We start from the raw sequence: 25667 nt of genomic DNA on the forward strand, positions 1-25667 counted from the left end.
TGTGCGTGCCAGAAAAAGCCTGGAATCTGAGGAAACAAGTAATGAAGAAGTGGCAATGTGTGGTCTGCGGCCTGATCTACAACGAGGCTGACGGCTGGCCGGATGACGGTATTTTGCCTGGCACTCGCTGGGAAGATGTACCGCAAGACTGGCTGTGCCCGGACTGTGGCGTCGGCAAAATGGATTTCGAGATGATCGAAATCGCTGCTTGATCGCGGCTTTTTTATGAATTGAAGAGGAGAAAGGGATGAACGCACCTGTCGTGATCGTCGGCACCGGGCTGGCTGGCTACAACCTGGCCCGGGAGTTTCGCAAACTCGATGGCGAAACTCCGCTGCTGCTGATTACCGCAGATGATGGTCGCTCCTACTCCAAGCCGATGCTCTCCACCGGCTTTGGCAAAAACAAGGACGCCGACGGCCTGAGCATGGCCGAACCCGGTGCCATGGCCGAGCAACTCAAGGCCGAGATACGCACCCATACCCGCATCAGCGGCATTGATCCGGGCCACAAGCGCCTGTGGATCGGCGAAGAGGCGCTGGTCTATCGCGACCTGATCCTGGCCTGGGGCGCGGAAACCGTGCGGGTGCCCGTGGAAGGCGATGCCCCTGAGGCGATTTTCCCGATCAACGACCTCGAAGATTACGCACGCTTTCGCGCCGCGGCGGCCGGCAAGCGCCGGGTATTGCTGCTCGGCGCCGGCCTGATCGGCTGTGAGTTCGCCAACGACCTGATCCTCGGTGGCTACGAGGTGCAACTGGTGGCGCCGTGCGAGCAAGTGATGCCGACTTTGCTGCATCCAGCCGCCGCTGCCGCGGTACAAGCCGGGCTGGAAAGCCTGGGGGCGCGTTTCCACCTTGGGCCGGTGCTCAACCGCTTGCAGCGCACGGCAGGCGGGCTTGAGGCTCACCTCAGCGACGGTGAGGTCATCCCCTGCGATGTCGTTGTTTCAGCCATTGGCCTGCGCCCGCGCATCGATCTGGCGGCGGCCGCTGGCCTGGCCGTCAATCGCGGCATCGTGGTCGACCGTCATCTCAAAACGTCCCACGCCAATATCTACGCCCTGGGCGACTGCGCCGAAGTCGACGGGCTGAACCTGCTGTACGTCATGCCGCTGATGAGTTGCGCCCGTGCGCTGGCCCAGACCCTGGCCGGCAACCCGACCGTGGTCAGCTATGGCCCCATGCCGATTACCGTGAAAACACCGGTCTGCCCGTTGGTCGTCTCGCCGCCGCCGCGGGGCTCGGAAGGTGCCTGGACGGTTGAAGGTGAGGGCGTCAATATCAAGGCGCTGTGCCGTGACGCCAGCGGCAAACTGCTGGGCTATGCACTGACCGGCAGCGCCGTGATGGAAAAACTCGCTCTAAACCGGGAGCTTCCAGCGCTGCTGGCATAAATACCGGTCGTTCTGTCGGATTCAACACACTTTTGCCACTACAAAGGTCGCGCGCAGGCTGGCGCCGCCCTTGCCCGCATGCCATTCTCACTGCTGTCTGCCGCAGAGTAGAGCCTGCGGCGCCTTGGGCGCTGTTCCGGAAGAACAGCACGGACATAACAACAAAAAACCGTCAAAGAGGCTTCACTATGCGTAAACCAGATCTCGCAGCCGCCATTGCTGAAAAAGCTGATCTCACCAAAGAACAAGCCAGTCGCGTGCTCAACGCCGTTCTTGAAGAAATCACAGGCGCTCTGCACCGTAAAGACAGCGTCACCCTGGTGGGCTTCGGCACCTTCCTGCAACGCCACCGTGGCGCCCGCACCGGTAAAAACCCGCAAACCGGTGAGCCTGTGAAAATCAAGGCAAGCAACACCGTTGCCTTCAAACCAGGCAAATCGCTGAAAGACAGCGTCAATCCATAACGGATGCGTACTCCCAAAGTAGCGGGAGAGCGGTATTTAAGATGGGCACGCCAATCAGGTTGGGTGCCCATTTTTTATGGGTGAAAGGTTTGCTGGATATTACGGGTATGGCGGTTGAGTGTGCAGGTATTGAAAATGCCTGCGCATCGTTATCTGATTTGGTTGGTTACGTATTCGACTATTGGCCGATCATATATGAAGTGCCTTTGTTTCAGGGTTTTTCTCATGGGGCTCCGTGAAATATCTTGTGCGCACAAAGTGTTTATTTCTAGGATAAATCCTACATACCTGAGTGTTTGTCCTCTTTACTCTGCGCAACTACTTACCTCGTGATCAATTCTACAAGAAGTTGCTGCGACATTGGATTGGTGGTGGGGTGGGGCGATACCTGAGTGGTTGGATGTTAAAAGAGCTTGTTGCTTGATGCAGGGTGTTTTCTACAAGTAATAAGGTATTTCTGCTTGTTAAATGCGTTGCTCGTCAACTGTCATCGTTGTGAATGCGATATTTGCCTGCTGAAAGAGCAAAAGACTCAAATTGATCTTCGATATTGTCCCTTTCTCGGCAATTTCGAAATTTGTATTAATTGTAATCCTGATGAAGGCCATGGATGTCCTACTCAAGCAAACTGTCCGCCCATTACCTTGAACTTGCCAAGTGCTCTGTTTCCAAAAAAAGCCTGGCGGGCGAGGACATTCGTTTTTCAAACGAATATGAGGCGTTGGAGAGTGAGCTGGGCAAAGCGCAATCCATGCATGGAAGCGGGCAAATTGACTGGCTGAAAATTCTCGAAAACAGCGAAGCTCTGTTACGAACTCAATCCAAGGATCTGCGGATCGCCGCATGGCTGACCTGGGCGTTGTATCAACGTGAGTCCTTTCAGGGCCTGTTAGCCGGCTTCGGTCTGCTGCACCACTTGTGCGACCAGCATTGGGAGCAGATTTACCCGATCAAGCTGCGTACCCGGGCTGCCGCCATCGGTTGGCTGGTACCGCGTCTTGAGCAAATACTGAGCGAAAACGTGCCAATTAAGGAGCAGCTTCCGCTATTTCGTCGCTTGGTCGAGTACCTGGAGGGGCTGGACGTTGCGCTGACGCAACACCTGGGCGATGGCGCACCGTTGTTGCTGCCGATTTGCCGACGACTGGCGACCATGGTCCAGCGCGCCGCCGATAATCAACCAGAACCCGGCGCGGTCGGTGCGGCGGTGGCCCAAGTCAAGCAGGCCGCGACCCAGCTGTTTACCCCCGGTTCTCCCATCGATAACGAAAAAGAAGCCCATAAAGCCCTGCGCGCGCAGCAGGAAAGTGCTCGTCCATTGTGTGCCTGGTGGTTGCGTCAGAAGGCCACCGACCTGCGTGCTCTGCGCCTCAGCCGCACGCTGCTTTGGCTGCCTATCGACAGCGTCCCCGAGCGCAATGCCGAGCAGATCACCGCCTTGCGCGGGTTGCCCGCGGACAAGTTGAAAACCTACCAGGAAGGCTACGCGCAAGGACAGTACGCCGACCTGCTAGTGGAGCTCGAAGCCAGTTTGGCCCGAGCGCCGTTCTGGTTCGACGGCCAGCGCATGGCTTGGGAGTGTTTGCAAGGATTGAACGCCGACTTCGCCATGCGTGAGGTGGAAATTCAACTCTCGCTGTTGCTGCAGCGGTTGCCGGGAGTTGTCGAGCTGCGTTTTCACGACGGCGCGCCCTTCGCCGACCCGGCTACCCGCAGCTGGATCAGCGCCAACGTCATGCCCCATCTGCAAACCACCAGTGCGCCGCGCAAGGTCGAAACCAACACCGGCCAACTCGCCTGGGAAGAGGCGCTGGAAGAGGTCATGCCGATTCTGCACAAGGACGGCCTCAAGGCCGCGGTACAGATTCTCAAGCAAGGACTGCAACGCGCCCATGGCGGCCGCGTAAGGTTTTTCTGGCAGTTCAGTTTGGCCCGGTTGTGTTTCATGGCCAAGAAATACGAGCTGGCCAAGACCCAACTGGAATCCCTAGATCAAGAATTACAGAACTCAGGTGTGCAGGCCTGGGAACCTGATCTTGCGCTTGAAGTGCTGCATCTCCTGCATAGCTGTTGTGAGTTGTTACCGCAGAACCACGCAGTGCGAGAACGCAAGGAAGAGATTTATCGCAGGCTGTGCCACCTCGACCTTGAAGTGGTACTCGAATAGGCCCCCGGGCCACAACCGCAAGGAGAAAAGCCATGGCCAAAGAAGGATCGGTAGCCCCTAAGGAACGCATCAACGTCACCTTCAAACCCGCCACCGGCGGAGCTCAGGAAGAGATTGAACTGCCGTTGAAGCTGCTGGCAATCGGTGACTACACCCACCGTGCGGACGAACGCAAGGTTGAGGATCGGAAGCCGATCAGTATCGACAAAATGACCTTCGACGATGTGCTGTCCAAGCAGGCGCTGAGTTTGACGTTGAGTGTGCCAAACCGCCTTCAGGAAGACAGCGACACCGAAGAACTGGCAATCAAGCTGCGGATTAATTCGATGAAGGACTTCAACCCGGCCAGTCTGGTTGAGCAAGTGCCTGAGCTGAAAAAGCTGATGGAACTGCGTGACGCGCTGATGGCCCTCAAAGGCCCGCTGGGCAATGCACCGGCATTTCGCAAAGCCATCGAAGGCGTACTTGCCGATGACGCATCGCGCGGTCGCGTATTGGGTGAACTAGGTCTGCAAGCTGCCGTAATCCAAGACGCTTGAGTCCCCATCAGCCAAGGAAGCCAACATTATGAGCACACGTGTCGCACAGCAAAAAAACCATGAGAGCGTAGAACACAGCATTCTCGACAGCATCATTGCCGAGACCAGACTGACCAGGAACGACGATGCCTACAACATCGCCAAGCGTGGAGTGTCAGCCTTCATCGAAGAGCTGCTCAAGCCACAGAACAGAGGTGAACCGGTCAAAAAGGCCATGGTTGACCGCATGATTGCCGAGATCGATGCCAAGCTCAGCCGCCAGATGGACGAGATCCTTCACCACGAAGTGTTCCAGTCGCTGGAATCCGCGTGGCGTGGCCTGCAGTTGCTGGTCGAGCGCACCAATTTCCGCGAAAACATCAAGATCGAAATTCTCAATGTCTCCAAGGACGACTTGCTGGACGACTTCGAAGATTCCCCGGAAGTGATGCAGGCAGGCCTCTATAAACACGTTTACACCGCTGAATACGGCCAGTTCGGTGGTGAGCCGGTGGCCGCGATCATCGCCAACTACTTCATGTCACCGAGCTCGCCAGACGTCAAATTGATGCAGTACGTCGCAAATGTTGCCTGCATGTCCCATGCGCCGTTCATCACCGCGGCCGGTCCGAAATTCTTCGGCCTGGAAAGCTTCGCCGGGCTGCCGGACCTCAAGGATCTGAAAGATCATTTCGATGGCCCGCAATTCGCCAAATGGCAGAGCTTCCGTCAGTCCGAAGACTCGCGTTACGTCGGCCTTACCGTGCCGCGTTTCCTGCTACGCAACCCGTACGATCCGGAAGAAAATCCGGTGAAATCCTTCGTCTACAAGGAATCGGTTGCCAACAGTCACGAGCATTACCTATGGGGCAATACCGCCTATGCGTTCGGTACCAAACTGACCGACAGCTTCGCCAAATTTCGCTGGTGCCCGAACATCATTGGCCCGCAGAGCGGTGGCGCGGTTGAAGACCTGCCGTTGCACCACTTCGAAAGCATGGGCGAGATCGAAACCAAGATTCCGACTGAAGTGCTGGTCTCCGACCGTCGTGAATATGAGCTGGCGGAGGAAGGCTTCATCTCCCTGACCATGCGTAAAGGCAGCGACAACGCCGCGTTTTTCTCTGCCAACTCAGTGCAAAAGACCAAGAGCTTCGGTATCAGCGCCGAAGGCAAGACGGCCGAGCTGAACTACAAGCTCAGCACCCAACTGCCGTACATGATGATTGTCAACCGCCTGGCTCACTACTTGAAAGTGTTGCAGCGCGAGCAACTCGGTTCGTGGAAAGAACGTACGGACCTTGAGCTGGAGCTCAACAAGTGGATCCGTCAGTACGTGGCCGACCAGGAAAACCCGAGCGCCGAAGTCCGTGGCCGTCGCCCGCTACGTGCTGCCCAGATCATCGTCAGTGATGTTGACGGCGAGCCTGGCTGGTACCGCGTCAGCCTGAACGTGCGCCCGCACTTCAAATACATGGGAGCTGATTTCACTCTGTCGCTGGTTGGCAAACTGGACAAAGAGTAACCAGGAGCTGAGCTATGGCCGGATATGGCAGCCTTTTCGAACGCCTTGGTGGTGAAACCGACAAACGGGTCGGCTGGAGCCGCGAGGCTTGCGCCATGGCCTCGGTGGCTGCCCATTTGGCGAAAATGCTCAGCACCCGTGCGGGTAGCGTACAGACTCTGGCCGATTACGGACTACCCGATCTCAACGACATGCGCCTGAGCCTGCACGACTCCCTGAGCCAGGCCCGCCTGGCCATCGAACGCTTCATCGAAGCTTATGAGCCGCGCTTGTTCAATGCGCATGTCGTACCCCTGCCGCGCAATAACGATCAACTTCAGCTGTCGTTCAGTATCGAAGGCCAGCTGGAGGTTGATGGTTTAAAGCGTCAGGTCAGTTTCACCGCGCGGCTGGATGGCTGCGGTCAAGTCAGGGTGAGCTAAGGAGACTCCTATGTCCGGAAAAACACCGCTGCACGAGTCACCGACCCAGTCGCTTCCCCGCGCCCTGGTCATGGCACCGGGCCGATTGCGATTTACAGCACCCAGCCACGCAAAAACAGCATGCAAAGGTGACCCCTGTGTCTTTTAACCACTACTACCAAAGCGAACTCACCGCGCTTCGCCAGTTGGGTCGCCGTTTCGCTGAGCGTAGTCCGGCATTGGCACCGTTTTTGGGGCAGGCCGGGCGTGATCCGGATGTGGAGCGGTTGCTTGAGGGGTTTGCGTTTCTGACCGGTCGCTTGCGCCAGAAGCTCGATGACGAATTGCCGGAGCTGAGTCATTCGCTGATGCACCTGCTGTGGCCGAACTACATGCGGCCGCTGCCGGCGTTCAGTATTTTGCAATTCGATGCGCTGAAGCGTTCCGGGCCGGCATTGCTGGTCGAGCGCGATACGCCAGTGGAGAGCGTGCCGATCGATGACGTGCGCTGCCGCTTTCGCACCTGCTATCCGACGGAAGTGTTACCGCTGGATTTGACCACTCTGAAGTACTCGGTGAAGGGCGATGGTTCGCTGTTGAGCTTGCAGCTGGAGATGAGTTGCGATGGGCATATCGGTGAACTGAACCTGAGTCGCCTGCGGCTGCATCTAGCCGGCGAGCGCTATATCAGCCAGATGCTTTATCTGAGCCTGCTGCGCAACCTTGAAGGTATCCAGTTGATCCCTCTGGATGCGGCCAACAAGCCGATTAATGGCGTCAGCGGCGCGCCAATGTTGTTCAGCCTGCCGAGCGATCGGGTGCAGCCGGTCGGCTTTGCCGAAGAGGAAGCCTTGATTCCGTATCCGTTAAATACCTTCCGCGGATATCGCTATTTGCAGGAATATTTCGCCTTTCAGGACAAGTTTCTGTTCGTCGATTTGAACGGCCTCAATCTGCTCAAATCCCTGCCCGAAAATACCCTTAAGCAGATACGCGGCCTGGAGCTTCGCTTTGATATTCGCAAGAGCGGCATTCAGCGACTGCGTCCGACCCTGGACAACGTAAAGCTGTACTGCACGCCTATCGTCAATCTGTTCAAGCACGATGCCTTGCCGATCCGCCTCGATGGCAAGCAGGACGAATACCTGTTGCTGCCGGCCGAGTATGACCTTGGATACTGCGGGGTATTCTCGATCGAAAGTGTTACTGGCTGGCGTCCGGGCGGTACAGGATCTCAGGAGTACGTACCGTTCGAATCCTTCGAGCACGACCCAAGCTTTGATGTGCTGCAGAGCCGTGCGCACTACAGCATTCGTCAACGTTCCTCGTTGTTGCATGACGGTCTCGACACCTACCTCAGTTTCGGTATTCGCCGCACCGATGCCCAGGAAACCTTGTCCATCGAGCTGACCTGCACCAACCAGAACCTGCCGCGCCGACTAAAGCTCGGCGACATCTGCCAGGCCTGCGAAGAGACACCGCAGTTCCTCAGTTTCCGCGACATCACTCCTGCCACGTCGAGCTTCGCGCCGCCGTTGAATCGCGACTTCCTCTGGAAGTTGATCAGCAACATGTCACTCAACTACCTATCGCTGGCCAACGTCGACGCGCTCAAGGTGATCCTCGAGACCTACGACCTGCCACGCTACTACGACCGGCATGCAGAAAAGGTCAGCAAACGCTTGCTGGACGGTCTCAAATCGATCCGTCATCAACACGTTGACAGATTGCACCGTGGGTTGCCGCTGCGCGGATTGCGCACAGAGCTGACTATCGACCCGCAAGGGTACATCGGCGAAGGCGATCTGTTCGTTTTCGCTTCGATTCTTAACGAGTTTTTCGCTCTCTACGCCAGTCTCAATTCGTACCACGAACTGCGGGTAAAAAGCACAGAGGGAGAGGTGTACCAATGGGCGCCACGTATGGGCCTGCAGCCCCTGCTTTAAGCGAGCTGACCCGGGTAATACGCGAGTACTCGCTGTTTCAGGCCGTGCTGCTGGTGGTTGACCGGCTGCGCGTGGCCCACCCGCACTTGAGTGACGAGGAGCTCTACGACCAACTGGAATTCCAGGCTAACCCGAGCCTGGGGTTCCCCGGCAGCGATGTTGATAGCGTGGAGTTTTTCGAGGAGCACGGTGAACTGCGCGCGCGGCTGTGTTTCAACCTGATTGGCCTGGTTGGTTCCGGTTCGCCGCTACCGGCGTTCTACGGTGAACAGGCCTTGGGCAACAACCAGGACGACAACCCGACGCGCACTTTCCTTGATTTGTTTCACCACCGTCTGCAACGGCTGATGCTACCGATCTGGCGTAAGTACCGCTATCGAGCGAGTTTTCGGAGCGGTGCAATCGACCCGTTTTCCGAGCAGCTATTCGCGCTGATCGGTCTGGGTGGTGAAGACATCCGCACAGCCAGGGAGCTGAACTGGAAGCGTCTGCTGCCGTACCTCGGCTTACTCAGTTTACGCGCCCACTCGGCAGCGCTGATTGAGGCGGTACTGCGCTACTACTTCAAGCATGCGGAGCTTGTCATCGAGCAGTGCATCGAGCGCCGTGTGGAAATCCTGGAGGAGCAGCGCAATCGCTTGGGGCGCACCAACAGCAGGCTCGGCGAAGATCTGGTGCTCGGCGAGTGTGTGCGCGATCGCAGTGGCAAGTTCCGCATTCATATCCGTCAGCTCGACTGGCAACGTTTCCACGAATTCCTGCCGATTGGTTTCGGCTACCAGCCGCTGTGCGCATTGGTGCGATTCACCCTGCGTGACCCCTTGGACTACGACATTCGCCTGGTCCTGCGTCAGGAGGAAATCCGCGAGTTGCGTATCGGGGAGCAGAACACCTGTCGCCTCGGGTGGACCAGTTGGCTGGGCGGTGAACACGCAGACGGCGTGGTGATCCTGGGCAGTAAAACTCATTAAGGACGGATGACCATGATCAATGTAGACCTGCAACAACTTATCCAGGTGCTGGACGCCGAAACCCGTCGAGACCTGGAAGGTTCTGCCGAACGCTGTGTGGTTCGCGGCGGCAGCAAAATCCTCGTTGAAGACCTGTTGCTGGGATTGTTGGAGCGTCCGCAAGGTTTGCTGGCTCGGGCCCTGCAAGATGCTGATGTGAATGCTGGCGAGCTGATCGGGGCCCTGCAACCGCGACTCGAACACAGTGCTTCGCGTAACCCGGTGTTTGCTCCTGAACTGGTGCAGTGGTTACAAGATGCGCTGGTAGTGGCCAACCTCGAGTTGGGTCAAAGCCAGGTCGAGCAAGCGGCGCTGATTCTCTCGCTGCTGCGCAACCCGATGCGTTATGCCGGTAGCCGTTATCAGCCATTACTGGCCAGGCTCAATATTGAACGTCTGAAGGATTTTGCCCTGTCCGACAAGGCCGATCCGGCTGGCAAACCCACCATTGCGGGCGAATCGCTCTTGCAACGTTTTACTCACAACCTGACCAAGCAAGCCCGTGACGGCAAGCTTGATCCGGTGTTGTGTCGCAACGGCTCGATCCGCCAGATGATCGACATCCTCGCACGCCGCCGCAAAAACAACCCGATCGTGGTCGGTGAAGCCGGCGTCGGTAAAACCGCAATCGTCGAAGGCCTGGCTTCGCGGATCGCTGCCGATGAAGTTCCGCAGGTGCTCAAGGGCGTCGAGCTACTGTCGCTGGACATGGGCCTGTTGCAAGCCGGAGCCAGCATCAAAGGTGAGTTCGAACGGCGCCTCAAAGGCGTGATCGAAGAAGTCAAAGCGTCGCCAAAACCGATCATTCTGTTTATTGATGAAGCCCACACATTGATTGGTGCTGGCGGCCAAGCCGGTGGTTTGGATGCGGCTAACCTGCTGAAACCAGCGCTTGCTCGTGGTGAGTTGCGTACCATCGCCGCGACGACGTGGGCAGAGTACAAGAAGTACTTTGAGAAAGATCCGGCTTTGGCTCGGCGCTTTCAGCCGGTGCAATTGCACGAGCCCACCGTCTGCGAAGCCGTGACTATTCTTCGTGGCTTGGCCCAGGTCTATGAGAAGAGCCATGGCATCTACTTGCGCGATGATGCGGTGGTTGCCGCCGCTGAATTGTCAGCCCGTTACCTCGCTGGCCGGCAACTGCCGGATAAGGCCGTTGATGTCCTCGACACCGCGTGCGCCCGGGTGCGGATCAGCCTGGCTGCCGCGCCGGAAAGTCTGGAATGCATGCGCGGAGAACTGGCTGAAGGCGGTCGTCAGCGTCAGGCCCTGCGCCGCGATGCCGAGGCCGGTTTGCCGATCGATCAGCAAGAGCTGGACGCTCTGGAAGCTCGCTTGGCCGATGCCGAAGTCGAGCAGCAAGCGTTGGAAAAACGCTGGGGCAAACAGCGCAAGTTGGCTGAGCGTCTGCTGGAACTGCGTCAGCAATTGGTCAAGGCCCGAGAGGTCGAAACCCTCAAGACTGCAGTCGATCAGACGCAAAGCGTCGAAGCCCTGGAAGCCGCACTCAACGAAACCCACCGTACCCTGAGCGCCGCCCAGACAAGTGAGCGTCTGGTGCGTTTCGAGGTTTGCCCGCATCTGGTGGCGGAAGTGATCTGCGCCTGGACCGGTGTGCCGCTGGCGCAATTGGCCCGTGAGCACAATGCGAAGGTCGCAAGCTTCGCTAAGGACTTGCGCACGCGTATTCGTGGTCAGGAGCAAGCGGTCCACGCGCTGGACCGTTCGATGCGCGCCAACGCTGCTGGCTTGAACAAACCGGATGCACCGGCGGGCGTATTCCTGCTGGTCGGTCCTAGTGGAGTCGGCAAGACCGAAACCGCGCTGGCGTTGGCAGACCTGCTGTATGGCGGTGACCGTTTCATCACCACCCTCAACATGTCCGAGTTCCAGGAGAAGCATACCGTCTCACGGCTGATCGGAGCGCCGCCGGGCTACGTCGGCTATGGCGAAGGCGGGATGCTCACTGAAGCGGTGCGACAGAAGCCGTACTCGGTGGTACTGCTCGACGAAGTCGAGAAGGCCGACCCAGATGTACTGAACCTGTTCTATCAGATCTTCGACAAAGGTGTGGCCAACGACGGCGAAGGGCGTGAGATCGACTTTCGCAACACGTTGATACTGATGACCTCGAACCTTGCCAGCGAACGCATCAGCGAGCTCTGCGAGAACGGTACGCGGCCGACGGCCGAAACCCTCGAAGAAGCCATCCGCCCTTTCCTCAGCAAGCATTTCAAACCAGCGTTGCTGGCACGTATGCGGGTGGTCCCTTACTACCCGGTCAGTGGCCCGATCCTGCGTGAGCTGATCGAAATCAAACTGCGACGTTTGGGTGATCGTTTGCAACGGCGCCAATTGAGCTTCAGTCACTGCCAGGCGCTTGTCGAGCATCTGGTTGAGCGCTGCACCCAAAGCGACTGCGGCGCGCGGTTGATCGATCACATGCTGGATCTGCACCTGTTGCCGTTGGTGGCTGACCGGCTCCTTGACGCCATGGCCAATGGTGAAAGCCTTAAGCGCGTACATGCAACGTTCGACGCCAGCGCCGGCGTGACCTGCGAGTTCTCCTGAGGTGGGTGTGATGTTTACTCGAGTAGGGCAGCCGCTGGTCTATGCCGAAGCTTTGGTGGCGCAATTTACCAGCCTTTCCCGTGTGTCCGACTGCGCTACGTTGCTGGGTGACTTTGTGCGGGCAGCGGCCGAACTCAGTGCCTGTGAGTTGAGTCAGTTGTACTTGCTCGATGTGACTCACACTCACCTGTGGCTGAACGCCGAGTGCTTGCAGGGCACTCTGAAGCTACGGGAGGCCGCGAGCCTGCCGGTCGATTACAACGGCGAGCAGTTGCTGCAGTTCGCGTTGTGCCAGAACCGGGTAGTGAGCTTCAGCAACTTGAACGCAAGCCTCCACGAAACCAGTTTCTTGCCGGTGCAGGACGTACCGTGGCAGTCGCTGTTGTGCGTGCCCTTGGTCAACCAGCAGAAGGCTGTTCAAGGGCTGTTGCTCTGTGTCAGCTGCGAGCATGTCGACTTACAAGGTTTTGCTGATTCACTTGGGCAATTGGGCTCGTTCGTTCTGGCGCAGTTGCACCTGCTGCAAGGTTTGCGTCGACCAGCGGGCTATGTTTCGTCGACACCCAACGTTATCACGAATGCCAGTGGTTACGGGTTGATCGGCAGGAGCCCTGCCATGCACCAGACTTTACAGCTGATCAGCAAGGTTTTGCACAACCCCTACACCGTATTGCTACGTGGCGAGACCGGGACTGGCAAAGAAGTGGTTGCTCGCGCCATTCACGATTGTGGACCGCGGCGCTCCCGGGCGTTCATTGTGCAGAACTGCGCGGCGTTTCCGGAAAACCTGTTGGAAAGTGAATTGTTCGGTTACCGCAAAGGAGCCTTTACCGGCGCCGATCGTGACCGCGCCGGGCTGTTCGATGCGGCTAATGGCGGCACCTTGCTGCTGGATGAAATCGGCGACATGCCGATGTCTCTGCAAGCCAAGTTGTTGCGAGTGTTGCAGGAAGGCGAGATTCGTCCGCTGGGCTCCAACGACACCCATAAGTCCGACGTGCGCATTCTCGCTGCGACCCACCGTGATCTGTCGGTGTTGGTGGGCGAGGGTAAGTTTCGAGAGGACCTGTATTACCGCCTGGCGCAGTTTCCCATCGAATTGCCGGCATTGCGTCAGCGCGAGGGTGACATCCCCGATCTGGCCAGGCATTTCGCCGACAAGGCCTGCGCTTTTCTGCAGCGTGACCTGGTGCGCTGGTCCGACGCAGCGCTGGATCGCCTGTGCGCTTATGACTTTCCAGGCAACGTGCGCGAGCTCAAAGGGTTGGTGGAGCGTGCGGTGTTGCTCTGCGAGGACGGGGAATTGCTGGCCGAGCACTTTTCGTTGCGCACCGACGTTGTGCCGCAAGCATTCAGCCTGAATCTGCGTGAACGTCTGGTACAGGTCGAGCGCAGTCTGTTGCTCGATTGCCTGCGCAAGAACGGAGGTAACCAGACCCTGGCGGCCCGTGAACTGGGCTTGCCGCGCCGCACTCTGCTGTATCGCCTCGGACGCCTGAATCTAAACCTTGGCAATTTTGAGGGTTAGCAACGCGTGCTGATTTCAACCCGATTTTTCGCTCTTCGCAGAGTCGCCAACCAGGTCGACGCTGTCAGCATTGTCTTTCCATGGAGCCACCTGATGTCTGTTCGCCACTGGCAAACCGTCCTGCTGATCCTCGTCGTTCTAAGCAGCCTCGGCGGCTGTAACGGCAACTACAAATTCAACGACAACACCTATCGCCCATTGGGTGATCCGCAGACGGTCAATCGCGGTCAGTGAGCGCAAGGAGCATGATCATATGGAACTGGTTTTTGAAATGCTGAACACCCAGCAGTTTGTGCCCACGCAGGCGAGTAGCAAAACCTTCACGCAGGCCGGCGGCGTGATAGGGCGTGGAGAGGATTGCGACTGGATCATTCCAGACCGCAAACGTCACTTGTCCAACCATCACGCGTTGATCAGCTATCGCGACGGAGCTTTCTTCCTGACCGATACCAGCAGCAACGGTATTCAGACCCGTGAAACCGGTGAGCGCCTGCGCAAGGACGAAGCCCGACGTATCGAGCATGGCAGCGTCTACATGCTGGGGGATTTCGAAATCCGCGCGCGGCTGGTCCGCACTCCAGAGTTCTACGAGGCTGAAGTCGGCTGCCCGCAGTCTGCGGGGAGCACCATTCCTGACGATGCCTTCCTCGACCTCGACCCGGTGAGTGCGCTCGACCAGCAGGAGCAGGTGTACTTGGAGCTCGATGAGTTCACCGAGCTCAATGCGCCGCGCCAAGAGTCGAAACAGTGCGCCGATTATGCGCGCATCGACATGGAAAGCTTGATCGTGCCCGAGCTGGTCTCGGCGCCGGAAGAGGCAGCGCCTGCGTCAGCATCTAAGACGGTGGAACTGCAGAGCGAAGGTTTCTGGCAACATTTTGGCGCCGCGCTGGGGGTCGATCTTGACTCTCTTGACCACGAGCGCCGCGAAGCCCTGGCGATTAATGCTGCGTGTTTGCTCAAGCAAAGCATTGGTGGTTTGCAGCAGAGTCTGCACACCCGTAGCGAGCTGAAGAATGAACTGCGTCTGGCGTTGACCACCGCTCAGGGCACCAGCAAAAACCCGCTGAAATTTGCCGCGGATGCCAGCGAAGCGCTGGGCGTTCTGCTGCAGCCCAACAAGCCGGGCCAGTTTCCGGCCGAGCAAGCCATCGCCCGGGCCTTCCGCGACCTGCAGGCGCATCAGGTGGCTTTGCTTGCCGCCAGTCGTGCGGCGATACGCGGCGCCCTCGAACACTTCTCGCCGCAACAGCTGACCCTGCGTTTCGAGCGCGACGGCCACCAGCCGCTACTCGCCACTTCGGGCAACCGCTGGAGAGCCTATGGTCGTTACCACCAGGCGTTGTGTCAGGACCATGACTGGTGCGAGCGCCTGTTGGCTCGGGATTTCGCTCAAGCCTACGAAGAACAGATCCGCCTGATCTCCACCCTCCACACTGAACACCAAGGATGATGCGAATGTCTCGCTTCTCGACCGTTTTACTCAAAACACTGACTACGCTCGTCGCTCTGGTGCTACTGGCCGGTTGCTCGTCGCTTTCGCCGTATTCCAGCATGACCAAGCTGGACCTGAAGCTGACCGCCAGCGACCAGGTCAACCCGGACCTTAACGGCCGACCTTCGCCGATCGTGGTACGACTGATGGAGCTCAAGCATCCGGTGGCTTTTGAGAACGCCGACTTTTTCAGTCTCTACGAACGCGCCAGGGAATCCTTGGCGCCGGATCTGGGAGCCAGCGAAGAGCTTGAGTTGCGCCCCGGGGAAAGTGTCGAGCTCAAGCTCAGCCTCGAGAGTGGTAGCCGTTACGTTGGGGTGTTGGCGGCTTACCGTGACCTGCCTGAAACCAAGTGGCGCTATGTGGTTCAGGTCACCCCGGTGAAACTGACGGAGGCCGAGTTGACTCTCGATCAGGCCGGTATCCACAACAACAATAAAACGTTCGCCAAGGCGGATGACTAATTATGAGTGTGCATAAAGTCATTTGGCAGGAAGGCATGCTGTTGCGCCCACAGCATTTCCAGCACAACGATCGTTACTACGATAACCAGATGAAAACCCGTACCCAATTACTGGGTAGTTACATTTGGGGTTTTCTCGGGCTTGAGATCGACCTGCAGTTCCTCAACATGGGCAAACTGGTGATCAGCCACGCCTGTGGAGTCTTGCCCGACGGAAGCCTGTTCGAGTTGGGTGGCAACACCGAGCCACTAGCTCTGGATGTACCGCCGAATACAGGCAATACGCCGATCTATCTAGCCTTGCCACTGGTGACCGGCAACCACATCGAATCCCGTCGCCCGGAGCAGTCCGACGTGCTGGCGCGCTATACCGCCTATGAGGCACAAGTGGCCGACTCCAACGCGGGTGATGACTTCAGCTGCCAGGTCAGCTGTGCACGTCCGGATTTTCGCCTGCTACTCGGCGAGCAGCAGAGTGATCAGGCCTACGTGAAGCTGAAAGTCTGCGAAGTCCTCAACACTACACCAGACGGCGTGATCAGTCTCGACCCGGACTTCGTTCCGACTTTCATTCACGCCCATGCTTGCGGTTACCTGCTGTCGTGTCTCAAAGAAGTCATCAGCATGCTTGGCCACCGGGGCGACGCCATTGCTGAGCGGATTCGCGCCAACGGTAAGGTCGGCGGTGCGGAAGTCGGCGACTTCATGATGCTGCAATTGATCAACCGGACCGAACTCGTGCTGCGTCACTACTTGAGCCTGGAACACGTACATCCGGAGGAGTTGTATCGCACGCTGCTGTCGATGCTGGGTGATCTAGCGACGTTCGCCAGCGACAGCAAACGCCCGAATCTGGACAGTCGTTACCTTCATAGCGACCAGGGCGCGAGCTTCCGCAAACTAATGGAGGCGATCCGTCAGGTGCTGTCGATGGTGCTTGAACAGCACGCCACCGAACTGGCGCTGCAAGCCCGTCAATACGGGATTCTGGTGTCGCCGCTGCACGACCACAAACTGCTGGGTTCGGCGTCGTTCGTGCTGGCGGCCAGTGCCAACTGCGATGGTGACGAGTTGCGCCATCGTTTACCGGCGCACCTCAAAGTAGGCCCGGTAGAGCGCATTCGCCAACTGGTTAACCTGCACCTGCCAGGCATCAAGGTCAAACCCTTGCCCGTGGCTCCGCGACAGATTCCGTTTCACTCGAACAAAACCTATTTCATCCTCGAACTCAATTCCGAAGACTTAGTGCAACTGGGAGGCTCCGGTGGCTTCGCCTTTCACGTGTCTGGTGAATTTGCCGAACTTGAATTGAAATTCTGGGCCATCAGGAACTGAACGATATGATCAAGGAAAACGATCACCAGCTCGACGACAAGACAGTCCTTCTCGATCGTCAAGGTCACGACCCTGCTTTAAGCCCTCTCACCGACTTTGCTGTGCCGCCGCGTATCGAACAGCTGGAAGAGCGGATGATTTATGCCGCGCGTCTTCGCCCGGCGGAGGTGTTCAACGTCAGCCTCAACTCGTTGGTCGCGGCGGCTTCCGAGCTGCTGTCGGAAGTAGTGCGGCTCAAGCACAGCAAGTCTGGCGAAGACATGCGAAGACTTCATGAGCGACTGACCAACAGTCTGAAACAGTTTGAGGTTCTGGCGCTGCACAGCGGTGCTGAGAGTAGCCAGGTAATGGCCGCCCGTTACGTCCTCTGCACTGTGGCCGATGAAGCGGTGGTCACGACATCCTGGGGCAACGAAAGCGAGTGGGCGCAGATGAGCCTGCTCAGTAGCTTCCACAACGAAACCTTCGGTGGTGAAAAATTCTTCCAAATGCTCGATCGGCTGTCGAAGAGCCCGGTCAAGCATTTGCCGATACTTGAACTGATGTACCTGTGTCTGTCGCTGGGCTTCGAAGGCAAATACCGGGTGATGACCCGCGGAGTGCTGGAGCTCGAGGGTGTTCGCGACGCCTTGTATCGACAGATTCGCCAGCTGCGCGGTGACGTTTCCCGTGAGCTGTCACCCCATTGGGAAGGTATCAGCGATCAGCGCCGCAGGCTGGTGCGCATCGTGCCGTGGTGGATGGTGGTGCTGTTCACGGTGGGTTGCCTGGCAATGATGTATTCGGGTTTCTCCTGGGTCCTCGGCGAGCAGCGTGAGACCGTTCTGCAACCCTATCTGCAGCTTGATTCGGCCGTGGTTCAACCTCGTTAATACAGGGAAGCGTGATGAGATTTTTCTTCAAAAAAGTCGGCGCGTTTGTGCGCAGGACCTGGGTCTGGACGTTGCTGCTGGTGCTTTTCGTAGCGATGTTGGTCTGGTTCATCGGACCGTTGCTCGCCGTCAATGACTACAAGTTCTGGGAAGGTTCGACCTCCCGTTTACTGACCATCAGTGTGTTATTCCTGATCTGGGGGCTCACTATGGTCTTTGCCAGCTGGCATACCGGTGTGCGCAAGAAACAGGTTGAAGAAAGCGAGGGCGGCCAGGATCGCCTCCGCCGTGAAGAGCTGATCGACGAAGAGCATAAAGAACTGCGCAGCCGCTTCAAGGATGCCTTGCGCACCTTGAAGAGTTCGAGTTTGTATCGCGGTCGCAGTGAACGCTGGCGCGACGATTTACCCTGGTACCTGCTGATCGGACCGCAGGGCAGCGGCAAGACCAGCCTGCTGGACTTTTCGGGGCTGGAGTTTCCGATCAACAAGATCGAACGCAAACTGACCCGCGATACCACCGGGACTATGCATTGCGACTGGTACTTCGCTGATCACGGCGTATTAATCGACACCGCCGGTCGCTACCTGACCCAGCCCGACGCCGACGTTGACGGCGGTGCCTGGACAACCTTGCTGAGTCTGCTGCGCACTCGTCGCCGCAACCGTCCGCTCAATGGCGTGCTGGTGACTATTCCCGTCGGGATGCTACTGGCCAGCAGTGAACAGGACCTTGATATCCTCGCGCGCCAGGTCCGTGCGCGTCTGCAAGATGTTCACCAGAAGCTGCATGTCGATTTACCGATCTATCTGGTCCTGAGCAAAGCCGATGAGTTGTTGGGCTTCGATGAGTTCTTCGATCAGCTGAGCCGCGAAGAAAGTGATCAGGTACTCGGTACCAGTTTCCGCAAAGAGCAGGGCGGGACTGACGTGGCGGTGCTGCGTCAGGAGTTCGAAGAACTGCTGCGGCGCCTCAACAGCCAAGTGATCATGCGTATGCACCAGGAGCGCGACACTCAGCGTCGGGGACGGATACTCGACTTTCCGCATCAGCTAGGGCAGATCGGCGAGCGTCTGTGTCTGTTTGTCGACATGGCGTTTACCGGCAACCGCTATCAACGTGTCAGCCAATTGCGTGGTTTTTACCTGACCAGCGCCCCATATCTGACTGAAAAGCTTGACCGGGACACTGCGAGTATTGGCGCCAACCTGAGCATGAGCAGTGGTGTGCTGCCAACCTTGCGCAGCGGTCGTGCGCGTTTTATTCACCACTTGTTGAGCCGAGTGATTTTTCCTGAGGCCGATCTGGTTGGGCTAGAAAAGCGTGAGCACAGCCGAATCCATTGGGGGCAGCGTGCGTTATACGTCGGTGCACTGGTTGCGCTAGGCTTATTCGGTTCTCTCTGGGCTGGAGGTTATTCGGCCAACCATGAGCGTCTTGAGCGAATTCGTGATCTGGCACAAGAGTGGACTCAACAGCGTTCGTCGTTGAGTGCACGCGATGATGCGATGGCGGTCCTCAAGCCGCTGGATACGGCCTTTGAGGCGACCAAGGTCTTTGCCTCCAGAGGTGATGTTTCGCTACATGAGCATGTTGGTCTGTATCAGGGTGGACTGGCCGGTCCGGTGCTCAAGAGCTCCTATGAACGAGAGCTGGAAAAACAGCTGCTTCCAAGGGTCGCACAGCTGCTGGAAGGGCAGATCCGCGACAACATGAAAGACCGCGATCGCCTGCTCAATAACTTGCGCGCGTACCTGATGTTGAGCATGACGGAACGTCGTGACCCATCGTGGCTGCAGGAGAGAGTTGCGTCCAATTGGTCGCTGCGTTACCCCGGTAACCCCGCGGTTCAGAGCGGACTGAATGCGCACTTCGAACGTCTGCTCAAACAGCCGTTTATCTATCCGCTCAACGATGCACTGGTCGCCCAGTCGCGTCAGATATTGCGTAGCGAATCCTTGGCCAACGTGGTCTATCGGGTTCTGCGCGAGCAAGCCCGCAATCTGCCGGAATACCGTCTTAGCCAGCATCTTGGCTCACAAGGTAGCTTGTTTGTCGGCACCGATTACCTGATCCCGGGCTTCTACACTCAGCAGGGTTATCAGCAGTATTTCACCATCCAGGGCGCGAGCCTGGTGACCGATATCCTGCGTGACAACTGGGTGCTGGGCGAGGGCGGCAGCATCAGCGGCATGGATTTGCGGCGCTTGATGGTCGAGCTTGAGCAGCTGTACTTCCGCGACTACGCCAACGCCTGGGGCGAGGCCGTCAGCCAGGTTGGTTTGCAGCCGTTCAGCGATGCTGGCGAAGGCGCTGATCAGCTTGCCGCTCTGACGTCGGCCAATTCGCCGCTGCTGCTGCTGTTGGTCGCGGTGCGTGAAAACACACGCTTTGCGACCATCGCCGACAACGTCGATGACATGGCCGAAGTCGCTGATAAGTTCGGTGTGAAGGTTAGTATCCTGGGCAAGGTTGCAGCTGGCGCTGCGGCTCTGGGCAATGCTCGGAGTGCACTGACCAAGAACCTGCCAGACACTGCGAAGCAATCCCTGCAACGTCGTTTCGAGCCGCTGCATCGGTTGCTGGACGACAACAACGGCCCAGCGGCTGACCTGACCCCAACCCTGCAAGCGCTCAACGACCTGCAATTGCAGCTGGCCAGTCTCGGTCGTGCGAGCCAGCCTGAGCAGGCCGCCTTCGAAATGGCCAAGACCCGCATGAGCGGCCAGCGCGATGCACTGAGTAACCTGCGGAACGCCTCGATGCGCTTACCGCGCCCGGTGAGTGTCTGGTTCAACCTGCTAGCCGAGGACACTTGGCGTCTGGTGCTCAACGATTCCTACCAGCACCTCAACCAGCGCTATCAGAGTGAGCTCTATAGCTTTTACGACAAGGCAATCAACAAGCGTTATCCGTTCAACGCCCATAGCACCAGCGATGTTGCCATCAACGACTTTCGCGAATTTTTCAAGGCGCAAGGTGTGGTGGATGGCTTCTTCGAAACCTACATGAGGCCTTTCATCAACGGCAATCCAGGCAACTATCGTTTGCGCAGCATCGATGGCCACAGCCTGCCGATGTCCAGGGGCTACCTCGACCAGATGGCCGCAGCGCAGGTGATCCGCCAGAGTTTCTTCGCACAAAATCCAGCCGAGCCGCAGGTGCAGTTCAAGCTTGAACCGTACACCCTCGACCCGGGCGTGAGCCGCGCTGAATTCCGCTTCGGCAGTCAGTTGATGGAATACCGCCATGGCCCGATTGTGTCGACGTCTTTCTATTGGCCGAGCGATGCAGAAGACGGTCGTGCCAGTCTGGTCCTGGAAAAAATGGCCGGCCGACCGATTGGTATCGAGAAAAACATCGGGCCTTGGTCGTTGTTCCGTCTTTTCGACCTGATGCAGACCGAGTACCTGACCGGCCGCGACGTGATGGTGCTCAAGGCCGATCTGGGTGGCCTGCGCGCCAACTATCTACTGCTGAGCCAACGCACACCGAACCCGTTCGACATGGGCGTGTTGCGCACCTTTCGTATGCCGGCGCAGCTCTGATGGGGGGTGTCAGTACCTGGCGCAGCGCGGCGCGTACCGATCCGGGCAAGGTTCGGGCGCGCAACGAAGATGCCTTCCTGGCCTGTCCGGAGCAGGGGCTTTGGGTGGTCGCCGATGGTATGGGTGGCCATCAGGGAGGCGATATTGCCAGTCAGCTGATTGTCGCCACTCTCGCCGAACTACCTTCGCAAGACGGCTTCGATGAACGGCTCAAGGGTGTGCGCCAGTGCCTGCACTGGCTTAACCGCCGCCTGGGACAGGAACTGACCGTCACCGCCGAGCGGCGCGACTGCATTATGGGTAGCACCGTGGTCGTACTGTTGCTTGAGGGCAATCGTGCAGTCTGCACCTGGGCCGGTGACAGTCGCTGCTACCTGTGGCGCGGGCAGCGGCTCTATCAGCTGTCCAGGGATCATTCACTGCTACAGCAATTGGTCGACGAAAAACAGATGAGTGTCGAGCAAGCCAAAGTCCACCCGTCCGCAAATGCGCTTACCCGAGCGGTCGGCGCCAGCGAACAGTTGACCCTGGATGTGCTCGAGCTCGAGGTCTATCCAGGCGATGCATTTTTGCTGTGCAGCGATGGCTTGTACCAAGGACTGTCCAGCGAAGTGCTGGGCAACGCCTTGAGCCTGTTTTCGCCGCAAGTGGCATTGGAGCGCTTGTTCGACAGCGCCTTGCGAGGCTCGGCTCGGGATAACCTGACCGCTGTGGTAATTCGCAAATGAGTGACCTCATACCGCAGATGGATCGCTTGCTGGCGACCGAAGAGGAACCAGGCAATCTGACTTGTTTCGCCTTCGCCATACCCCGTGAAATGCCGCGTGTCATGGTCCCGACCAAAACCCGCGCAAGCGAGTTGCCGGAGGTGCTCGGGGGGCGTTATCGCATCGAGCGCCTGCTCGGTGCCGGGGGCATGGGCGCAGTCTATCGAGCACGGGATCTGCTGCACGAACAGTATGGCGATCCCGACCCGTACATTGCGCTGAAAATACTCAGCGAAGAATTTGTCGAGTCTCCGGATGCAAGCGCCTTGCTCTATAGCGAGTTCGCCCTGACCCGACGGCTACACCATCCTAATGTACTGCGCCCACACAGCTTCGAAGTGGACGCCGATTTCCAGCGCGCCTTCTTCACCATGGAGCTGATGCGCGGGTTGACCCTGGATAGGTTGCTCTGCGAGCGGCCGACCGGTTTGCCGTGGAGCGAGCTGCGGGATGTCGCCGTACCGCTAATGAACGCCTTGGCCTATGCTCATGACCGCGGTGTGCTGCATGGCGACTTGAAACCGAGCAATGTCATGCTCAGTGAAGAAGGGGTACGGCTGTTCGATTTTGGCCTCGGCCAGGCCGAGGAGGGTGTGTTGCCCGGCTTGCCGCGGCTGAGCCGTAGCCGATTCAACGCCTGGACGCCAAGTTACGCTGCCCCCGAACTGCTTGAAGGTGCACCGTTGTCGGCCAGTGCCGATCTGTACGCGGTGGCCTGTGTAATCTTTGAACTGGCGGGCGGTAAGCACCCGTTCTGCCGTTTGCCATCTACCCACGCCCGTGACGTGCACCTGGAGCGGCAACTGAAAGCGCCCAAACATCTTCCTAAACACTGTTGGCCAGCCCTGCGAACAGCGCTGGCCTTCGATGTGGCAGATCGAAAAATTACGACTCGTGAATTGCACGATGCCCTGTGTGTGCCCAAGTCTTGGCGGCAGCTACTACAGAGAGTGGGCTGGCCAGGATAATTCCGTGACTTAGTAGTCATCAGCCGCAAAAACCGCATCATCTTCTTCTAACGCTGCACAACGGTGGCGTTCTTCAATGAAGCCGCTACACTGCGCCGGCCGTTCATTTTTTCCTTTGAGGCTGTGAGCATGAAATTTCGTTTTCTTCTCTGGATGCTGGGCCTGTTGATGGGCAAAGCCAGTCGTAACAACCCGGCGTTTCAGCAGCAATTGGGTGATAAAGAACTGGTGTTCCAGTTGCAGACGATTGACGGCAAGGTTGCCCGTCACTTCTTCGTCAAAGACCAGCGTATTACCAGCCGCGCGGGTGTTTACCCAACGCCGGCATTCGCCATTGCCTTTAAAGACGCCGCGTACGGCTTTGCCACGATGCAGGCGAAAAACAAGCAACTGGCGTTCATGACGGGGATTCAGGACAAGTCGATCCAGATCAAGGGCAACCCGGCGCTGGTGATCTGGTTCCAGGGGCTGACCAAGTATTTGAAGCCGAAGAAAAAGCCGCAGGTGTGAGGTTGGTCAGTCAGACCACTTCTACTTCTTCGTGAGCAAGTGCAGCGGCGCCCGGTGCGCTCCTACATGAGATCGGGGAAAAGAAGACGGACTTATTTGCTGTGGTTGTCTAGTCCCAAAATAGGTTGATGCCTCCCGGCCACTGCGTTTGCAGTGGCCTTTTTTATGGGCGGTGATTTTTACGGCGGGGCCTCAACTTCGAAGCTGAACCCTTACTCGATATACGCCTACAAGCAATTTCCGCTTGAACCCGAAGAAATGTCTATCTCTTGGTCAGGCAATTCACGCCTTATTGAAAATGTCCGAAGTGCCCTTCGTTACAAGCAGAAACAGCCTACAAGGGTCTCGGATGCACGATTAGAACCCATCGCATACCATGAGATTAGTTCAGGCAGATACACGCTGGGTACAGTGCACGACAAACGATCAATCCAATGACTGATTTCCCGGTAGCGCACTTGGTCCAGTAGGTTTTAGTTAAATGAAGCATATCCAGGGAGTGGATATGTCTCAGCAAGCTGGACTGACTGACCCAGTCACTGACATTGAATATAAAACGTACACAAAATCTTCGGCGTTCAATTCGGTAAGGGAATACCAACTTAAAATTCAGGGAGCGCTAAGCATGAAAGTATCAACATCACTTTTTGTAGCAATGACAATTATCGCAATCTCCGCTGCAGGTTCGGCACTGGCGGGCCCCGCCGTTACGGTGACATTCAAGAATGTTGGGAACACTGATGCGACTTACACAGTCGTAACAAACAACGAAGCTATTACCCATGTCAATTCAAGACCAAAGCCCATTGTTTCAGTCGGAAGTGGAGGTGCTAACACTTATGTTGTACAAAGCAATATTTCCCCAGATGGCAATTACGCTAGTTTGCGTTACACGATGGGCAGTAAAACTTGTACTTTTCTCGCGACTTTTGTCGCTATGCCAGGACCACTGCGCTCGAAAATTCCTAAGTGGAACAATAAAGCCACCGCTGATGGCGGAGCAACCTGCACGGCGAGGTCTACTTCGATGAACGCAAGAACTTACGCTTGGTCAGTTGAATTTACGATGAGGTGATGCCTGGTCAGGCCGTGCGGAAAGTTTTCTGCACGGCCCTACCTTGATAGAAGAATTTTAATCGTGTCGTGCGCCAAAAAATGCAGTTTTTAAGCTGCCGATAATCATAAATCTGCTAAAGACATTTCCATAAAAATTTCATGTTAAGGAGAGCCTCATAATGGTGACTTCAGTAAGCTCGACGCTGCTCACTAACAACCAGACAGCCAGTATCTTTGCCCCCTCAACCCAATCTGTCGCAACAGCCAGTGCCAATGCAGCAACTCGTGTCACAGAAAATACTGGAGGCACTAGTACGCTTTCATTGCTTGCTCAGCAGTTAAGCGAAAGTGCGACACGTGCCGAAGCACGCGATGCAAGTCTGAGCAGGAGGGAGCTCGGTGTGAAGGCTACCGGGTTGCTCAGCCAAATTGCGGGGGACGGTTACTTTGCTAACAAGGTCAATAATGACGCTGAGGTTCCGAATACAGATAACCCTGAGCTTCTGGCTCGCGCCAGGAAAGCCACACAGTTCATAAACGGGAGCGGAACAAATCCTTTTGCTGGTCTGTCACCAGATCAGCTTGCGCTGATTAAATATGATGAGAGTGGAACGTTTACAGTCAATGAAAGAAGAGCGGCGTGGCGTGAGGCGTTTGACCAAGAGTCAGCGTGGTGTCAAATGGTCGTAGCCATGGCGATGGTTGAATACAACAGCACAGGAAAGCTCACCCACTTTTTCACTGCTGTACTGGATCACTATAAAACGTTGCCCGGCATCGAGCAGGCGCAGTACCCAGCCAGTTACGCAACCGCACTGCAAGGATGGATAGACCTCGACTTCAACTATTGGACACACACGGTTGAAGGCCACGGTAGCCCACAGAAAATACTCGATCTGATTTTTGATAAAAGTGTCTTTAACGAGAGTGAATCAGCTGTCCCAGCCCCAAAGTTGACTGATTCACCCTCCGGATTCTTAGCGCACTTGATTCCATAGGTTTAGATAAAAGAACCATATCCAGGGAGTGGATATGGCTCAGCACACTAGACTGGCCCAGTCACTGATATTGAATATAAAGCGCACAAAAAATCTTCGGCGTTCAATTCGGTAAGGGAATACCAACTT

Annotated in this window: 23 protein-coding genes; all 23 read left to right on the plus strand. The window is 57.1% G+C overall.

What is annotated here, in order from left to right; all coding sequences use genetic code 11:
* Positions 1-41: 41 nt before the first annotated feature.
* Positions 42-212, plus strand: coding sequence for a rubredoxin (locus AC07W5_RS01205; protein ID WP_494990934.1), 171 nt, complete (start codon positions 42-44; stop codon positions 210-212).
* A 35-nt stretch (positions 213-247) separates the two neighbouring features.
* Complete coding sequence (locus AC07W5_RS01210) at positions 248-1396, plus strand: NAD(P)/FAD-dependent oxidoreductase (RefSeq protein ID WP_495022649.1); 1149 nt, start codon at positions 248-250, stop codon at positions 1394-1396.
* Between the two features lie 188 nt (positions 1397-1584).
* Positions 1585-1860: an HU family DNA-binding protein gene (locus AC07W5_RS01215; protein ID WP_154860881.1), complete on the plus strand. Its 276-nt coding sequence runs from the start codon at positions 1585-1587 to the stop codon at positions 1858-1860.
* A gap of 41 nt (positions 1861-1901) precedes the next feature.
* Entirely contained in the window at positions 1902-2099 is a 198-nt protein-coding gene (locus tag AC07W5_RS01220) for a hypothetical protein (RefSeq protein WP_494990932.1), read from the plus strand.
* Positions 2100-2470: 371 nt separating this feature from the next.
* Positions 2471-4027 (plus strand): type VI secretion system protein TssA, encoded by a 1557-nt coding sequence (gene tssA, locus AC07W5_RS01225; protein WP_494990931.1) that lies wholly within the window; start codon positions 2471-2473, stop codon positions 4025-4027.
* 32 nt (positions 4028-4059) lie between these two features.
* Positions 4060-4566: a type VI secretion system contractile sheath small subunit gene (gene tssB, locus AC07W5_RS01230; RefSeq protein WP_494990930.1), complete on the plus strand. Its 507-nt coding sequence runs from the start codon at positions 4060-4062 to the stop codon at positions 4564-4566.
* A gap of 28 nt (positions 4567-4594) precedes the next feature.
* Positions 4595-6070, plus strand: coding sequence for a type VI secretion system contractile sheath large subunit (gene tssC, locus AC07W5_RS01235; RefSeq protein WP_495010454.1), 1476 nt, complete (start codon positions 4595-4597; stop codon positions 6068-6070).
* Between the two features lie 14 nt (positions 6071-6084).
* On the plus strand, positions 6085-6492 hold the full coding sequence (tssE, locus tag AC07W5_RS01240) for a type VI secretion system baseplate subunit TssE (RefSeq protein WP_495022650.1): 408 nt from the start codon (positions 6085-6087) through the stop codon (positions 6490-6492).
* A 137-nt stretch (positions 6493-6629) separates the two neighbouring features.
* A complete protein-coding gene (gene tssF / locus AC07W5_RS01245) occupies positions 6630-8417 on the plus strand; it encodes a type VI secretion system baseplate subunit TssF (protein ID WP_495010453.1) in 1788 nt (595 codons plus the stop codon).
* Positions 8381-9388 carry a type VI secretion system baseplate subunit TssG gene (tssG, locus tag AC07W5_RS01250; RefSeq protein WP_495022651.1) on the plus strand — a complete coding sequence of 336 codons (1008 nt, stop codon included), beginning with the start codon at positions 8381-8383 and terminating at the stop codon, positions 9386-9388. The genes tssF and tssG overlap by 37 nt, the downstream gene beginning before the upstream one ends.
* A 6-nt stretch (positions 9389-9394) precedes the next feature.
* Positions 9395-11998: a type VI secretion system ATPase TssH gene (gene tssH, locus AC07W5_RS01255; RefSeq protein ID WP_495022652.1), complete on the plus strand. Its 2604-nt coding sequence runs from the start codon at positions 9395-9397 to the stop codon at positions 11996-11998.
* A 10-nt stretch (positions 11999-12008) separates the two neighbouring features.
* Complete coding sequence (locus AC07W5_RS01260) at positions 12009-13526, plus strand: sigma-54 interaction domain-containing protein (RefSeq protein WP_495010450.1); 1518 nt, start codon at positions 12009-12011, stop codon at positions 13524-13526.
* A 93-nt stretch (positions 13527-13619) separates the two neighbouring features.
* On the plus strand, positions 13620-13760 hold the full coding sequence (locus AC07W5_RS01265) for a type VI secretion protein (RefSeq protein WP_494990923.1): 141 nt from the start codon (positions 13620-13622) through the stop codon (positions 13758-13760).
* A 19-nt stretch (positions 13761-13779) separates the two neighbouring features.
* Positions 13780-14979 (plus strand): type VI secretion system-associated FHA domain protein TagH, encoded by a 1200-nt coding sequence (gene tagH, locus AC07W5_RS01270; RefSeq protein WP_494990922.1) that lies wholly within the window; start codon positions 13780-13782, stop codon positions 14977-14979.
* A 5-nt stretch (positions 14980-14984) separates the two neighbouring features.
* A complete protein-coding gene (gene tssJ, locus AC07W5_RS01275; protein WP_495022653.1) occupies positions 14985-15485 on the plus strand; it encodes a type VI secretion system lipoprotein TssJ in 501 nt (166 codons plus the stop codon).
* A gap of 2 nt (positions 15486-15487) precedes the next feature.
* The gene (gene tssK / locus AC07W5_RS01280; protein WP_494990920.1) at positions 15488-16819 is read left to right on the plus strand and encodes a type VI secretion system baseplate subunit TssK; all 1332 of its coding nucleotides are present in this window, start codon (positions 15488-15490) and stop codon (positions 16817-16819) included.
* A 5-nt stretch (positions 16820-16824) separates the two neighbouring features.
* The gene (gene icmH / locus AC07W5_RS01285; RefSeq protein ID WP_495022654.1) at positions 16825-17691 is read left to right on the plus strand and encodes a type IVB secretion system protein IcmH/DotU; all 867 of its coding nucleotides are present in this window, start codon (positions 16825-16827) and stop codon (positions 17689-17691) included.
* A 14-nt stretch (positions 17692-17705) separates the two neighbouring features.
* Entirely contained in the window at positions 17706-21239 is a 3534-nt protein-coding gene (gene tssM, locus AC07W5_RS01290) for a type VI secretion system membrane subunit TssM (RefSeq protein ID WP_495022655.1), read from the plus strand.
* Positions 21239-21967 (plus strand): PP2C family protein-serine/threonine phosphatase, encoded by a 729-nt coding sequence (locus tag AC07W5_RS01295; RefSeq protein ID WP_495022656.1) that lies wholly within the window; start codon positions 21239-21241, stop codon positions 21965-21967. The genes tssM and AC07W5_RS01295 overlap by 1 nt, the downstream gene beginning before the upstream one ends.
* On the plus strand, positions 21964-22974 hold the full coding sequence (locus AC07W5_RS01300) for a serine/threonine-protein kinase (protein ID WP_494990916.1): 1011 nt from the start codon (positions 21964-21966) through the stop codon (positions 22972-22974). The genes AC07W5_RS01295 and AC07W5_RS01300 overlap by 4 nt, the downstream gene beginning before the upstream one ends.
* A 129-nt stretch (positions 22975-23103) precedes the next feature.
* Positions 23104-23484 carry a helicase gene (locus tag AC07W5_RS01305; RefSeq protein WP_494990915.1) on the plus strand — a complete coding sequence of 127 codons (381 nt, stop codon included), beginning with the start codon at positions 23104-23106 and terminating at the stop codon, positions 23482-23484.
* 505 nt (positions 23485-23989) lie between these two features.
* Entirely contained in the window at positions 23990-24559 is a 570-nt protein-coding gene (locus tag AC07W5_RS01310) for a hypothetical protein (protein ID WP_495022657.1), read from the plus strand.
* 160 nt (positions 24560-24719) lie between these two features.
* Positions 24720-25538, plus strand: a complete 819-nt coding sequence (locus AC07W5_RS01315; protein WP_494990914.1) for a hypothetical protein — start codon at positions 24720-24722, stop codon at positions 25536-25538.
* The last annotated feature ends 129 nt before the right edge of the window (positions 25539-25667 follow it).

The organism is Pseudomonas sp. GW821-FHT01E05, assembly GCF_059422425.1.